The sequence below is a fragment of the Mesorhizobium sp. 43Arga genome (assembly GCF_053714255.1).
On record NZ_JBSKBO010000001.1, the window covers coordinates 142,279 to 156,260 of the forward strand.

General features: G+C 64.4%; 12 protein-coding genes. 11 read left to right on the forward strand and 1 reads right to left on the reverse strand.

What is annotated here, in order from left to right; all coding sequences use genetic code 11:
- Positions 1-30 precede the first annotated feature (30 nt).
- The 9 genes from ACWGS8_RS00665 (at position 31) to lepB (ending at position 10,097) form a co-directional block, all read left to right on the forward strand.
- Positions 31-2,214 carry a primosomal protein N' gene (locus ACWGS8_RS00665; protein ID WP_454579142.1) on the forward strand — a complete coding sequence of 728 codons (2,184 nt, stop codon included), beginning with the start codon at positions 31-33 and terminating at the stop codon, positions 2,212-2,214.
- A gap of 50 nt (positions 2,215-2,264) precedes the next feature.
- Positions 2,265-2,960: an aspartate/glutamate racemase family protein gene (locus ACWGS8_RS00670; protein WP_454579143.1), complete on the forward strand. Its 696-nt coding sequence runs from the start codon at positions 2,265-2,267 to the stop codon at positions 2,958-2,960.
- Between the two features lie 175 nt (positions 2,961-3,135).
- Complete coding sequence (locus ACWGS8_RS00675) at positions 3,136-3,531, forward strand: AGROH133_08824 family phage infection protein (protein ID WP_454579144.1); 396 nt, start codon at positions 3,136-3,138, stop codon at positions 3,529-3,531.
- Positions 3,532-3,777: 246 nt separating this feature from the next.
- Positions 3,778-4,338 (forward strand): F0F1 ATP synthase subunit delta, encoded by a 561-nt coding sequence (locus tag ACWGS8_RS00680; protein WP_454579145.1) that lies wholly within the window; start codon positions 3,778-3,780, stop codon positions 4,336-4,338.
- Positions 4,338-5,867 (forward strand): F0F1 ATP synthase subunit alpha, encoded by a 1,530-nt coding sequence (gene atpA / locus ACWGS8_RS00685; protein WP_095775827.1) that lies wholly within the window; start codon positions 4,338-4,340, stop codon positions 5,865-5,867. The genes ACWGS8_RS00680 and atpA overlap by 1 nt, the downstream gene beginning before the upstream one ends.
- A gap of 32 nt (positions 5,868-5,899) precedes the next feature.
- On the forward strand, positions 5,900-6,784 hold the full coding sequence (locus tag ACWGS8_RS00690; protein WP_010912153.1) for a F0F1 ATP synthase subunit gamma: 885 nt from the start codon (positions 5,900-5,902) through the stop codon (positions 6,782-6,784).
- A 69-nt stretch (positions 6,785-6,853) separates the two neighbouring features.
- Entirely contained in the window at positions 6,854-8,434 is a 1,581-nt protein-coding gene (gene atpD / locus ACWGS8_RS00695) for a F0F1 ATP synthase subunit beta (protein WP_454579146.1), read from the forward strand.
- A 110-nt stretch (positions 8,435-8,544) separates the two neighbouring features.
- Complete coding sequence (locus ACWGS8_RS00700; protein WP_095775824.1) at positions 8,545-8,952, forward strand: F0F1 ATP synthase subunit epsilon; 408 nt, start codon at positions 8,545-8,547, stop codon at positions 8,950-8,952.
- A 404-nt stretch (positions 8,953-9,356) separates the two neighbouring features.
- Entirely contained in the window at positions 9,357-10,097 is a 741-nt protein-coding gene (gene lepB, locus ACWGS8_RS00705; RefSeq protein WP_454580101.1) for a signal peptidase I, read from the forward strand.
- A 46-nt stretch (positions 10,098-10,143) separates the two neighbouring features.
- Here the strand turns inward: lepB and ACWGS8_RS00710 are convergent, their stop codons facing one another.
- On the reverse strand, positions 10,144-11,652 hold the full coding sequence (locus tag ACWGS8_RS00710) for a mannitol dehydrogenase family protein (protein ID WP_454579147.1): 1,509 nt from the start codon (positions 11,650-11,652) through the stop codon (positions 10,144-10,146).
- Positions 11,653-11,790: 138 nt separating this feature from the next.
- Here ACWGS8_RS00710 and uxaC point away from each other — a divergent pair, with 138 nt between their 5' ends.
- Together uxaC and kduD are read left to right on the forward strand one after the other, a co-directional pair.
- The gene (gene uxaC, locus ACWGS8_RS00715; RefSeq protein ID WP_454579148.1) at positions 11,791-13,200 is read left to right on the forward strand and encodes a glucuronate isomerase; all 1,410 of its coding nucleotides are present in this window, start codon (positions 11,791-11,793) and stop codon (positions 13,198-13,200) included.
- The gene (gene kduD / locus ACWGS8_RS00720; protein ID WP_454579149.1) at positions 13,197-13,979 is read left to right on the forward strand and encodes a 2-dehydro-3-deoxy-D-gluconate 5-dehydrogenase KduD; all 783 of its coding nucleotides are present in this window, start codon (positions 13,197-13,199) and stop codon (positions 13,977-13,979) included. The genes uxaC and kduD overlap by 4 nt, the downstream gene beginning before the upstream one ends.
- The last annotated feature ends 3 nt before the right edge of the window (positions 13,980-13,982 follow it).

Consider the following 13,982-nt stretch of genomic DNA (forward strand, 5'->3'; position numbering starts at 1 on the left):
TAGACCAAAGTCGGGGCAAGGTCACGCCTCATGATCGAAGATTCGCCCTTTGTCGCAGCCGCTCCGGTGCTGGTGCCGATGCCTGCCGAACGCCCCTACACCTATGCCGTGCCGGCCGGCATGCGCGTCGTGCCGGGCTCGATCGTGCGCGTGCCGCTCGGGCCGCGTCAGGTCGCCGGCGTCGTCTGGGACGGCGTGGTCGAGACTGTCGATGCGAAGAAGCTGCGCCCGATCGAACAGGTCTTCGACTGCCCGCCGATCGACCGCGCCATGCGCCGTTTCGTCGACTGGGTGGCGCAATACACGCTGTCGGCGCCCGGCATGGTGGCGCGCATGCTGCTCAGAGCACCGGAGGCCTTCGACCCGGAACCCTGGATCGAGGGGCTGCAGCGCACGCTTATCGTTCCCGACCGGATGACGGATGCGCGGGCCCGCGTGCTGGAGACGGCCGAGGGCGGGTTGGCCTGGACACGATCGGGCCTCGCCCATGCGGCCGGCGTGTCGTCGACGGTGATTGAAGGACTGAAAGCGCAAGGCGTGTTCGAGACGGTGATGATCCCGCCGCGCCCGGTGGTGGCCGCGCCCGACCCGAGCTACGCCGTGCCCGAATTGATGCCGGACCAGAGCGACGCGGCAACGATGCTGCGCACCAATGTCGCGGCCGGCGCCTTCAATGTCGCGCTGCTCGACGGCGTCACCGGGTCTGGCAAGACGGAGGTCTATTTCGAGGCTGTGGCGGCTGCGCTCGACCAGGGCAAGCAGGTGCTGATCCTTTTGCCGGAAATCGCGCTGACCCACGCTTTCCTCGAACGCTTCCAGCAGCGCTTCGGCGCCAAGCCGGGCGAATGGCACTCCGACCTGCCGCCCAGGATGCGCGAAAAAGTCTGGCGGCAAGTGGCTGAGGGCACGGTGCGCGTCGTTGCCGGCGCGCGCTCGGCCCTGTTCCTGCCGTTCAAGGAGCTTGGCCTGATCGTCGTCGATGAGGAGCATGACCCTGCCTACAAGCAGGAAGACCGTGTCTTCTACAATGCGCGCGACATGGCGGTGGTGCGCGGCCACATTGGCCGCTTCCCGGTGGTCTTGGCGTCGGCGACGCCATCGGTCGAGAGCCGCGTCAATGCGAGCCAGGGCAAGTACAACAGAGCCATCCTCTCCGCCCGCTTCGCCGAGGCAGCGCTGCCGCAGCTGAAGTCGATCGACATGCGGCGCGCGCCGCCGGCGCGTGGCGGCTTCCTGTCGCCGGTGCTGATCGACCATATGCGCAAGACGCTGGAGAAGGAGGAACAGTCGCTCTTGTTCCTCAACCGGCGCGGTTATGCGCCGCTGACGCTGTGCCGCGTCTGCGGCCACCGTTTCGGCTGCCCGGTCTGTTCGGCCTGGCTGGTCGAGCATCGCTTTCGCGGCCAGCTGGTCTGCCATCATTGCGGGCACAATGAGCGCCGCCCCGAAGCCTGCCCGGAATGCGGCACGCTTGACCATCTGGTCGCCTGCGGCCCGGGCGTCGAGCGCATCGCCGAGGAGGTCGTCACGCATTTTCCCGATGCGCGCACCATCGTCCTGTCATCCGACCTGATGGGGGGGGTGCGGCGGCTGCGGCTGGAACTGGAGGCGATCGCCGATGGCGAGGCCGATATCGTCATCGGCACGCAGCTCGTCGCCAAGGGCCACAATTTTCCCAACATGACGCTGGTTGGCGTCGTCGATGCCGATCTCGGCCTCGCCAATGGCGATCCGCGCGCCGCCGAACGCACCTTCCAGCTGCTCAGCCAGGTGACCGGCCGGGCCGGCCGCACCGGCAAGAAGAGCCTCGGTCTGCTGCAGACTTTCCAGCCCGACCATCCGGTCATGCGGGCAATCGTCTCGGGCGATGCCGAGGCTTTTTACGAGCGCGAGATCGCCGAGCGGGAGCGGGCGGCACTGCCGCCGTTCGGCCGTCTGGCTGGTGTCATCGTCAGCGCGGTGGCGCGCGCGGAAGCAGAAGGCCATGCACGCGGCCTGCGCCGCGCGGCTCCCGAAGCGTCAGACCTGTTCGTGCTGGGGCCCGCCGAGGCGCCGCTGTCCCTGCTCGGCGGCCGCCACCGCTTCCGCCTGCTGATCCAGGGCGAACGGCGCGCCGACATGCAAGGGTTTATCCGCACCATGCTGGCCAATGGGCCGAAGCAGCGCGGTTCGGTCCGGGTGCAGGTCGACATCGATCCGCAGAGCTTTTTGTAAGGTCGCCATATCGGCGATAGGCTGCTGATCAGCGAGAAATGGAAGATCACATGAAAACCCTTGGTCTGCTCGGCGGCATGAGCTGGGAATCGACCGCCATCTACTATCGCCTGCTCAACGAGATCGTGCGCGAGCGCCTTGGCGGATTGCATTCGGCGAAACTGCTTTTGTGGTCTTTCGACTTCGCCGAGATCGCCGAGCGGCAGCATCACGGCGATTGGGACGGCGCCGGCGTGCTTCTGATCGATGCCGCGCGCAAGCTGAAGGCGGGTGGCGCGGAGGGTCTGGTTCTGTGCACCAACACAATGCACCGACTGGCTGACCAGGTGCAGGCGTCGGTGTCGATCCCGCTGATCCACATTGCCGATGCCACGGCGGCGGCGATCAAGGGCGCCGGCGTGCAGCGCCCGGCGTTGCTGGCGACGCGGTTCACCATGGAGCAGGATTTCTACAAGGGCCGGCTCACCGACAAATACGGCCTGTCGCCTGTCGTACCCAATGCAGCAGGGCGCGACATGGTGCATCGCGTCATCTATGACGAGCTCTGCCAGGGCATCGTCAGCGACACTTCGAAGGCGGCTTACATAGAAGAGGCCGAACGGCTACGCCGTGAAGAGTCCGTCGACAGCATCATCATGGGCTGCACCGAGATCACCATGCTGATCGGACAAGATGATTTCGATATTCCGGTGTTCGACACGACACGCATCCACGCCGAGGCGGCGGTGGAATTCGCGCTCGGTTGATGCGCGCTCTTCTTTCTGACGCAATTCCCTGGGGAAAACGCTACGTGTTTTTCCCGGGAAAATCGTTTCACACTTTTCCTGGCATTGCTTTGAAAGTACCTGATGCCATCTGGCGCGGCGCTTTTCCTCGGCTAGAATGCCCGGAATTTCAAAACCGGCATTTCGAGGGGACAGTATGGATTTTGCGCTGCCATGGCCGTCGAGCCAGGGCGAATGGCTGGCCTGGTCGAGCGCCGTCTTCACCGTGCTGCTCGGGCTTCTGTTTTTCCTGGCGCCTGGGCTGGCCTTTCGCATCCTGCGCCTGCAGGCGAAGCCAGAGAAAGCGGCGGCGATCGCCGAGGGGCGCGGCAGGATGTCGGGCTTTTATCTCGGCGTCGGCCTGTGCTGCATTCTGCTGGCGCAGCCATTGGTTTACATGGCGCTCGGCTTCTCCTGGCTGTTCACGGCCTTCGGCCGGCTGCTGTCGATGATGTCGGATGGCGCCAACACACCTTTCAATTGGGTTTCCATTGTGGTGGAATTGGTCCTGGCGGCGTTGCCGCTTGCCTTTGCCTTCGGCTTTGTGCCCTGAATCCAAGGGTATTCCGGCGCATATGGCGCAAGTCTTTCGCCGGATGCGACAATAGTGCCTGAAAAGCATGCGGAACGACGCATTGCGGTCTTAAAATGCCTGTGCTAGACGGCAATCGACTTTCGGCCGGGGATAGCGGAAGCCGCGCCTCCGTGCTTGAAAAAATGCAGTAAGGTCAAAGATTTAGCCAGAGTTTTTGCTCGCGCCAACAATCTGCGGCCTGTCAGACAAGAGAAAAGACGGTCCGTGGCTCAATCGTCATCGCCAATCTCAGGTGTCGCAGAACGCTATGCGGGTTCGCTGTTCGAACTCGCCCTGCAGGCAAATTCCGTGGCCAAGGTCGAGTCGGACCTCAACAGTTTCGAGGCGATGCTCGCGGGCAGTTCAGACCTGACCCGGCTCATCAACAGCCCCGTGTTCTCCAGCGAGGAGCAGGCCAAGGCCATCGCGGCGATCGCCGACAAAGCGGGGATCACCGGCCTCACCGGCAATTTCCTGCGCGTTGTCGCCCGCAATCGCCGGCTGTTCGCCGTGCCCGGCATGATCAAGGCGTTCCGCCAGATCGCCGCCGAACACCGTGGCGAGACCGCTGCTGAAGTGACGTCGGCTCACGAGCTGACGGCTGCCCAGCAGACCGAACTCAAGGCGGCGCTGAAAAGCGTTGCCGGCAAGGACGTGGCCATCTCCGTCATCGTCGATCCGTCGCTGCTCGGCGGGCTGGTGGTCAAGATGGGCTCGCGCCAGATCGATACGTCGCTCAAAACCAAACTCAATTCGCTCAAGCTTGCACTGAAAGAGGTCGGCTGATGGACATCCGCGCCGCGGAAATTTCCGCAATTCTGAAAGACCAGATCAAGAATTTCGGCAAGGAGGCCGAGGTCTCCGAAGTTGGACAGGTGCTGTCCGTCGGTGACGGTATCGCCCGCGTCTACGGTCTCGACAATGTCCAGGCCGGCGAAATGGTCGAATTCCCCGGCGGCATCCGCGGCATGGCGCTCAACCTCGAAGCCGACAATGTCGGCGTCGTCATCTTCGGCGCCGACCGTGACATCAAGGAAGGCGACACCGTCAAGCGCACCGGCGCCATCGTCGACGTTCCGGTCGGTCCTGGCCTGCTCGGCCGCGTCGTCGACGCGCTCGGCAACCCGATCGACGGCAAGGGCCCGATCAAGGCGATCGAACGCAAGCGCGTCGACGTCAAGGCGCCCGGCATCATCCCGCGCAAGTCGGTGCATGAGCCGATGTCGACGGGTCTCAAGGCCATCGACGCGCTGATCCCGGTCGGCCGCGGCCAGCGCGAGCTGGTCATCGGCGACCGTCAGACCGGCAAGACCGCCATCATCCTCGACACGATGCTCAACCAGAAGTCGGTGCACGACAACGGCCCCGAGAAGGAAAAGCTCTACTGCGTCTACGTCGCCGTCGGCCAGAAGCGCTCGACCGTCGCGCAGTTCGTCAAGGTGCTGGAAGAGCGCGGCGCGCTCGAATATTCGATCATCGTCGCCGCCACCGCTTCCGATCCGGCGCCGATGCAGTTCCTGGCGCCGTTCGCCGGCTGCACCATGGGCGAGTATTTCCGCGACAACGGCATGCATGCGCTGATCAGCTATGACGATCTGTCGAAGCAGGCCGTCGCCTACCGCCAGATGTCGCTGCTTCTGCGCCGCCCGCCGGGCCGCGAAGCCTATCCGGGCGACGTCTTCTATCTGCACTCGCGCCTGCTCGAGCGCGCCGCCAAGCTCAATGACGATCTGGGCAATGGCTCGCTGACGGCGCTGCCGGTCATCGAAACCCAGGCCAACGACGTGTCGGCCTACATCCCGACCAACGTGATCTCGATCACCGACGGCCAGATCTTCCTCGAAACCAACCTGTTCTTCCAGGGCATCCGTCCGGCCGTCAATGTCGGTCTGTCGGTGTCGCGCGTCGGTTCCTCGGCGCAGATCAAGGCGATGAAGCAGGTTGCCGGCTCGATCAAGGGCGAGCTCGCGCAGTACCGCGAAATGGCGGCCTTCGCGCAGTTCGGCTCGGATCTCGACGCCGCCACGCAGCGCCTGCTCAACCGCGGATCGCGCCTGACCGAACTCCTGAAGCAGCCGCAGTTCTCGCCGCTGAAGACGGAAGAGCAGGTCGCGGTGATCTTCGCCGGCGTTAACGGCTATCTCGACAAGCTGCCGGTCAACCAGGTCGGCAAGTTCGAGCATGGCCTGCTCAGCCACATGCGTGCCGCGGGCAAGGATGTTCTCGACGCCATCCGCAAGGAAAAGGCGCTGTCGGACGATCTGCGCGCCAAGCTTAAGGCAGAGATCGACGCTTTCGCCAAGACCTTCGCCTGAGCGAAGCGACAAGACGGGATCAGGTTTGAAGCATGCCTTCATTAAAAGACCTTCGTAACCGTATCGCCTCGGTCAAGGCGACGCAGAAGATCACCAAGGCGATGCAGATGGTCGCCGCGGCGAAGCTGCGCCGTGCGCAAGAGGCAGCGGAAGCGGCGCGCCCCTATTCGGAGCGCATGGGTTCCGTGCTGGCCAACATCACCCAGGCAATCGGCGGCGGCGGCGATGCCCCGGCGCTGATGACCGGCACCGGCAAGGACAATGTGCATCTGCTCGTCGTCTGCACCGCCGAGCGCGGCCTGTGCGGCGGCTTCAATTCGCAGATCGCCCGTCTTGCCCGCGATCATATCCGGCGGCTTCTGGCCGACGGCAAACAGGTCAAGATCATCTGCGTCGGCAAGAAGGGTTTTGATATCCTGCGCCGTGACTATGCCTCGATGATCCTCGACCGTGTCGACCTGCGTGAGGTCAAGACGCTCGGCTTCGTCAATGCCGACGCGATCGCCAAGAAGGTCATCCACCTCTTCAACGAGGGCGCCTTCGACATCTGCACGCTGTTCTATTCGCAGTTCAAGTCGGTGATCAGCCAGGTTCCGACGGCGCAGCAGATCATTCCCGCCGGAGTCGCTTCGGCGCCCGCCGCGGCGGTGGATGGCGGCAATGCCGTCTACGAATACGAGCCGGAGCCGGGCGAAATCCTCTCCGACCTCATCCCGCGCAACATTTCCGTGCAGGTTTTCCGGGCGCTGCTCGAAAACGCGGCCGGCGAAATGGGCGCCAAGATGAGCGCCATGGACAATGCGACGCGCAACGCCGGCGAGATGATCAACAAACTGTCGATCACCTACAACCGCCAGCGGCAGGCGCAGATCACCAAGGAACTGATCGAAATCATTTCGGGCGCCGAAGCGCTCTAGGCGCGGTTCGCGGGCCATTGGCCCGCGAGAGGACCGCGTGAGAAACAAAGGACGAAAAGGGTAAAGACGATGGCGAAAGCAGCGACCCCCAAGACGGCGGCCCCCAAGGCCGCAGCCCCAGCAAAGGCGGCCAAGGCCCCGGCAGCAGCCGCGAAGGCAGCTCCGGCAAAGACGGCGGCAGCGCCGGCCAAGGCCGCGGCGGCCAAGACTTCGGCCGTGGCCGCCAAGGCGACCGGCGTTGTCGGCAAGGTCCGCCAGGTCATCGGCGCCGTCGTCGACGTGCAGTTCGGCGATCATCTTCCGGCGATCCTGAACGCGCTCGAGACGACCAATGTCGGCAATCGCCTGGTGCTCGAAGTTGCCCAGCATCTGGGTGAAAACACCGTGCGCTGCATCGCCATGGACTCCACCGAAGGTCTGGTGCGCGGCCAGGAAGTGCGTGACACTGGCGGCCCGATCGCGGTGCCGGTCGGCCCGGGCATGCTCGGCCGCATCATCAACGTCATCGGCGAGCCGGTCGACGAAGAGGGCCCGGTCGATGCCACCGAGCTGCGTTCCATCCATCAGCCGGCCCCGGCCTATGTCGAGCAGTCGACCGAAGCGCAGATCCTGATCACCGGCATCAAGGTGCTCGACCTTTTGGCGCCCTACGCCAAGGGCGGCAAGATCGGCCTGTTCGGCGGCGCCGGCGTCGGCAAGACCGTGCTGATCCAGGAGCTGATCAACAACATCGCCAAGGCGCATGGCGGCTATTCGGTGTTCGCCGGCGTCGGCGAGCGCACCCGCGAGGGCAACGATCTCTATCACGAGTTCATCGAATCCGGCGTCAACAAGAAGGGCGGCGGCGAAGGCTCCAAGGCGGCTCTCGTGTACGGCCAGATGAACGAGCCGCCGGGCGCGCGCGCCCGCGTCGGCCTGACCGGCCTGACGGTTGCTGAATATTTCCGCGACCAGGGCCAGGACGTGCTGTTCTTCGTCGACAACATCTTCCGCTTCACGCAGGCGGGTTCGGAAGTGTCGGCTCTGCTCGGCCGTATCCCGTCGGCCGTGGGCTACCAGCCGACGCTCGCCACCGACATGGGCGCGCTGCAGGAACGCATCACCACCACCACCAAGGGCTCGATCACTTCGGTGCAGGCCATCTACGTGCCCGCCGACGACTTGACCGATCCGGCGCCGGCGACCTCGTTCGCCCACCTTGACGCGACGACGACGCTGAACCGCGCCATCGCCGAAAAGGGCATCTATCCGGCGGTCGATCCGCTGGATTCGACCTCGCGCATGCTCGACCCGATGGTTGTCGGCGAAGAGCACTATGCGGTTGCCCGCCAGGTGCAGTCGATCCTCCAGCGCTACAAGTCGCTGCAGGATATCATCGCCATCCTGGGCATGGACGAGCTGTCGGAAGAGGACAAGCAGACGGTTGCCCGCGCCCGCAAGATCGAGCGCTTCCTGTCGCAGCCTTTCTTCGTCGCCGAAGTGTTCACCGGCGCGCCGGGCAAGCTCGTCGACCTCGCCGACACCATCAAGGGCTTCAAGGGCCTCTGCAACGGCGACTACGATCATCTGCCGGAAGCTGCCTTCTACATGGTCGGCGGCATCGAGGAAGCGGTCGAGAAGGCACAGCGCCTGGCGGCCGAAGCGGCTTAATCAAGGGAATAGGGAGTAGTCAGTAGTCAGTAGTGAATAGCAGCTGGGTGATCGGGGCGGTGCCCTCTTTCCCTATGTCCTACTCACTATTCCCTACTCGCTAAATCGACATGGCTGAAGCTTTCAAATTCGAACTGGTCTCGCCGGAGCGCCTGCTGGTTTCCGCTGAGGTCGAATCCGTCGTCATCCCCGGCGCCGAAGGCGAGATGACCGTGATGGCGCATCACGCACCGGTCATGACCACGATCAAGCCGGGTGTCGTCACGGTGAAGACCGCCTCGGGCGGCGAGGAACGCTATGTCGTGTTCGGCGGTTTCGCCGACATCGTCCCGGCCGGCTGCACGCTGCTGGCGGAATCGGCTGTCGCGGTGAAGGATGTCGACCGGGCCGATCTCGCCCGCCGCATCCAGGAAGCCAAGGAAGATGCCGCCGACGCCAAGGACGACCAGGCGCGCAGCAAGGCCGAGCAATTCCTCAGCCAACTCACCACGCTGGAAGGCGCGATTCTTCCGGCCTGAGGCTAGCCTCAGGCGACGGAGCGATCCGTCTTGGACGACAGATTGAAAGCGGGGCCTTGCCTCGCTTTTTTGTTTGTTGGACAGTCCGGCTATCTCTTTGATTTAACGCTATTCCGAACGGAAAACAGTACACTTTTTCCTGGAATTGCCCATGGCATGGGGGATCGCCGATGACGCAGGACGCAGACCAGCGAAAAATAGCTTCGCGATCCCGGTGGTCCACGGCCCTGATTTCGGCTTTTGGGGGGCCATTCGGCGGGTTTCTGTGGATTGGCGCCGGCAGGTTGGCGGTGGCCAGCCTTGTGGCAGTCAGCATCCTCAGTTTCGCGATTATCTACATTGGATTGCCGGTGGTGCCGGGCGTCGATCTTGCGTGGCTGGCCAACCTTTCAAGTATCGGCTTGATGGTTCTGTGGGTGGCGTTCGTCGTGCCTTTCGCGTCCCGGTTCAAGCCAAACAAATGGTACGCGCACGGGTTTTGGGTACTGGTGCTCGTCGTTCTCTCCTCACCCGTGCCCGCACTGGTGATCCGTACGTTTCTGTTCCAGCCGTTTTCGATTCCGTCCGGCAGCATGGTGCCGACATTGCAGGAAGGCGACCATCTCTTCGTTTCCAAATTCGCCTACGGCTACAGCCGCTACAGCATGCCGTTCGATCTGCTGCCGATAGAGGGACGTAAATACGGCGCGGAGCCGAAGCGAGGGGATGTCGTGGTGTTCAAATTCCCGCCCGACCCCAGTGTGGACTACATCCAGAGGATTGTCGGACTTCCCGGCGACAGGATTCAGATGGTCGGTGGCGTTCTTCACATCAACGATGTGGCCGTCGGCCTCGAGGTCGCCGGCACGTTCTCGTACGACGGGAGACCAGCCAAGCTGCAACGGGAGACGCTGCCGGGCGGCGTCAGCCATCTCGTTCTCGACCTCACGGACAACTCGATTGGTGACAACACGCGCGTGTTCCAGGTGCCCGAAGGCCGCTATTTCGTGCTGGGCGACAACAGGGACAATGCTTCCGACAGCCGGCTCACGGTCGGCTTCGTTCCCTACGAAAATCTGGTCGGTAAGGCCGCCCGGCTGTTCTGGAATTCGCAAGGCACGAATTATTCTTCCCGGCAGACGTTGGATGGTTCGGTCGGCAAATAGAGCAAAAACGCCTTGGAGCCGGCTCGCCGCCGGGTTCGGGTCATGGTCAGTTGTCCCCTATGCCGAGCGCGGCGAAAGCCAATGTCGGACCATCGCGTCGCAGGTGGACCAGATGCACCGCCGTGAGTTCGATCAGCGTCTGGCGTTCGGCGTGGTCTCCGGCAAAGCCGGCCAGGTCGAACACGGCCGTCACGGTTTCGTTCGCCGGCAATTGCTGGTCCAAAAGTGCCGTCAGCGCGGCATCGAGCGGATCGGTGAAATGGTTTTCGGGCAAGGCTTTTCCGCGCGCGGCGCAGGCGGCGATCCAGGCCGCCACCACCAGGGTGAGATGCACGAATTCGGTGCCGGCTTCGAGGCACTCGATGGCGGACGCGATGATGCGCTGCGGCAGTTTCTGGCTGCCGTCATTGGCGATCTGCGCGGTGCGGTGGGCGAGCGCGGTGTTGGAGAAACGCTCGGCAAGCTCGGCTATGTAGGTCGCCGTATCGAGTCCGGCATCTTCCGGCAATGTCGGGATGGCCTCGGCCCACAGCCCGTTAACAAACTGCCGGATCGCCGGATCGGCAAAAGCGCGGTCGACGGTGGCGTGGCCGCTGAGCAGGCCGAGATAGGCGATGCCTGAATGCGCGCCGTTGAGCAGCCTGAGCTTCATGTCCTCGAAGGGGCCGACATCGCCAACCATGGTGACGCCGAACTTTTCCCAGTCCGGCCGGCCGGCGGAAAAATTGTCCTCGACCACCCATTGGCTGAAGGGCTCGGTCATCACGGGCCAGGCATCGTCGACACCGAGTTCGCCAGCGATGCGTGCCCGGTCGGCATCCGTGGTTGCCGGCACGATGCGATCGACCATGCTCGACGGAAAGGCGACCTGGTTTGCGATGTGGTCGGCGATTCCGGTACCGTCCGCCGTGGCGAGCCTGGCATCGCGCAACGTGGCGAATTCGGTCAGCAGCCGATGCAGCGTGGCGCCGTTGGCCGGCAGGTTGTCGCAGCACAGCACTGTGAAGGGCGGTGTGCCGGCGGCCAGTCTGCGGGCAAGCGCCTCGGCGAGGAAACCATGCGCCGTCCTCGGCATCTGCGGATTGGCCAGATCGTGGATGATGTCGGGATGGGCGGTGTCCAATCCGCCGCCCGCGGCCCTGAGATAGGCCTTTTCGGTGATGGTCAGCGTGACGATGCGGGTGCGCGGATCGATCAGCGCGGCCAGCACCGCTCTGGGGTTTTCCGGCGCCACCAGCATCGACTGGATCGAGCCGATGACGCGCAACTCCTCCTCGCCACCGCTGCGGATCGCCAGCGTGTAGAGCCCGTCCTGCGGCGACAGCGCATCGCGCGTATCGGGGCTGCGCAAGGAGACGCCTGTTATGCCCCACTCCGTTTCGCCCGCAGCCAAGCACTCGTCGACATAGGCGGCCTGATGGGCGCGGTGGAAGGCGCCGACGCCGAGATGCACGATGCCCGGAGCAATGCGGCCGCGGTCATATGCAGGGATTTTGGCGCCTGCGGGCAGCTTGTGTACCGTGGCGTCGGACAGATGGCTTCTGGTCATCAGCATACCGGGGCTGGGGGCTGTGGATGACAGGCGGGGTAACACCTGTTTGCGCCTGCCGCAAGGATGCCGCTTTGCCAACGCACATTGACATCGCTTTGGCCCGAACGTACCGCTACCCAGACTGGAGGAGCCGCTTTCCCCATGGTCGCGCTGACCGATCCGGACCTGCTGTTTCCGCCCGAAGCGCATTCGCGCTCGCTTGCCCGCGACCTCTACGCCGGCATCAAGGACCTGCCCATCGTCAGCCCGCACGGCCACACCGATCCGCGCTGGTATGCGCTGAACGAGCCGTTCCCGGATCCGGCGCAACTGCTCATCGTGCCCGACCACTACATCTTCCGCATGCTGTTCAGCCAGGGCGTGCGGCTGGAGGATCTCGGCGTGGCGAGCCTGGATGGCGCGCCGATGGAGACCGACGGCAGGACGATCTGGCGACGCTTTGCCGAGCACTACTACCTGTTTCGCGGCACCCCGACCCGGCTGTGGTTCGACCATGTGCTGGCGCATCTGTTCGGCATTGAAGCGCCGCTGGATGCAACGACGGCCGACAGCCATTACGACACGATCGCGACCGTGCTGCAGTGGGAGAATTTCCGCCCGCGCGCCTTGTTCGAGCGCTTCAACATCGAGGTCATCGCCACGACCGAAGGCGCGCTCGACGATCTCAAATGGCACAAGATGATCCGCGACAGCGGCTGGGAGGGCCGTGTCGTCACCGCCTATCGGCCGGACGCGGTCGTCGATCCCGATTTCGAAGGTTTTTCGGCCAATCTCGACCGGCTTGGTGAGATCACCGGCTGCGACACCGGCAGCTGGGCCGGTTATCTCGACGCGCATCGCCAGCGGCGCGCCTTCTTCAAGAGTTTTGGCGCGGCCTCGTCCGACCATGGCCATCCGACGGCGGAGACCGCCAATCTCTCCGACGCTGCGGCGCAGGAGCTGTTCAACCGCATCCGCCGCGGCTCGGAGGATGAGCGCGAGCGCAAACTGTTCCGCGCCCAGATGCTGACCGAGATGGCCAAGATGAGCCGGGATGACGGGCTGGTGTTGCAGATCCATCCCGGCTCCTGGCGCAATCATTCGCCTTCCGTCGTCCAGAGGTTTGGCCGCGACAAGGGCTTCGATATCCCGATGCGGACCGACTATGTGACGGCGCTGAAGCCGCTGCTCGACTGTGTCGGGCTGGAGCGTGACCTGACGGTGATCCTCTTCACGCTCGACGAAAGCAGCTACGCGCGCGAGCTGGCGCCGCTGGCCGGTGTTTACCCGGCGCTGAGGCTTGGCCCCGCCTGGTGGTTCCATGACAGTCCGGAGGGCATGCGCCGGTTTCGCGAGATGACGACGGAGACGGCCGGCTTCTACAACACTGTCGGCTTCAACGACGACACCCGTGCGTTTCCCTCGATCCCGGCCCGCCACGACGTGGCGCGGCGAGTCGACTGCGCCTTCCTGGCGCGCCTCGTCGCCGAGCATCGGCTCCGCGAGGACGAGGCGCATGAGCTGGCACGGGAATTGGCCTATACGCTGGCGAAAAAGGCGTACCGGCTTTGACGGCGGCGGACCAAAATCCCGATCTCTCCGCTTTCAGCCTGGCCGGCAAGCGCATTCTGGTCACCGGCGCCAACACCGGCATCGGCCAAGGCATTGTCCTCTCGCTCGCGCGCGCCGGCGGTACGGTGGTTGGCGTCGGCCGCTCGTCGATGGACGATACGGCGAGCAAGGTCGCGGCCATCGGTGCCAGGTTCGAGGCGGTGGGCGCCGACCTTGCCGACACGGCGGCCGCCAGGCCGATGCTCGATCGGGTCTGGGACGAAAGCGGGCCGCTCGACGGGCTGGTCAACAATGCCGGCATCATCCGGCGCGCCGATGCCGCCGATCTGACCGAGACCGACTGGGACGACGTCATGGACGTCAATTTGAAAACGGTGTTTCTGCTCTGTCAGTCCTTCGCCAGGCGCGCCCTTGCCGAAGGTCGCCGGGGCAAGATCGTCAACATCGCCTCGGTGCTGAGTTTCCAGGGCGGCATCCGCGTCGCCTCCTACACCGCCTCGAAGCGCGGCGTGCTCGGCATCACCCGGCTGCTCGCCTGCGAATGGGCGGCCAAGGGCATCAACGTCAACGCCATCGCGCCGGGCTATGTCGAGACCAACAACACGCAGGCGCTGCGCGCCGACCCCGACCGCAGCGCCGCTATTCTCGGGCGCATTCCGGCGGGGCGCTGGGGCGAGCCATCCGATATTGGCGATGCCGCCGTCTTCCTGCTGGCCCGGGCTTCCGACTACATGCATGGCGCGGCGGTGCAGGTGGACGGCGGCTGGCTGGCGCGATGAGCA

Excerpts from the sequence above, each read along its gene's own strand:
- ACWGS8_RS00665 (WP_454579142.1), top strand. The coding sequence starts at position 31 with ATGATCGAAGATTCGCCCTTTGTCGCAGCCGCTCCGGTGCTGGTGCCG.
- ACWGS8_RS00670 (WP_454579143.1), top strand. The coding sequence starts at position 2,265 with ATGAAAACCCTTGGTCTGCTCGGCGGCATGAGCTGGGAATCGACCGCC.
- ACWGS8_RS00675 (WP_454579144.1), top strand. The coding sequence starts at position 3,136 with ATGGATTTTGCGCTGCCATGGCCGTCGAGCCAGGGCGAATGGCTGGCC.
- atpA (WP_095775827.1), top strand. The coding sequence starts at position 4,338 with ATGGACATCCGCGCCGCGGAAATTTCCGCAATTCTGAAAGACCAGATC.
- ACWGS8_RS00690 (WP_010912153.1), top strand. The coding sequence starts at position 5,900 with ATGCCTTCATTAAAAGACCTTCGTAACCGTATCGCCTCGGTCAAGGCG.
- atpD (WP_454579146.1), top strand. The coding sequence starts at position 6,854 with ATGGCGAAAGCAGCGACCCCCAAGACGGCGGCCCCCAAGGCCGCAGCC.
- ACWGS8_RS00700 (WP_095775824.1), top strand. The coding sequence starts at position 8,545 with ATGGCTGAAGCTTTCAAATTCGAACTGGTCTCGCCGGAGCGCCTGCTG.
- lepB (WP_454580101.1), top strand. The coding sequence starts at position 9,357 with ATGGTTCTGTGGGTGGCGTTCGTCGTGCCTTTCGCGTCCCGGTTCAAG.
- ACWGS8_RS00710 (WP_454579147.1), bottom strand. The coding sequence starts at position 11,652 with ATGCTGATGACCAGAAGCCATCTGTCCGACGCCACGGTACACAAGCTG.
- uxaC (WP_454579148.1), top strand. The coding sequence starts at position 11,791 with ATGGTCGCGCTGACCGATCCGGACCTGCTGTTTCCGCCCGAAGCGCAT.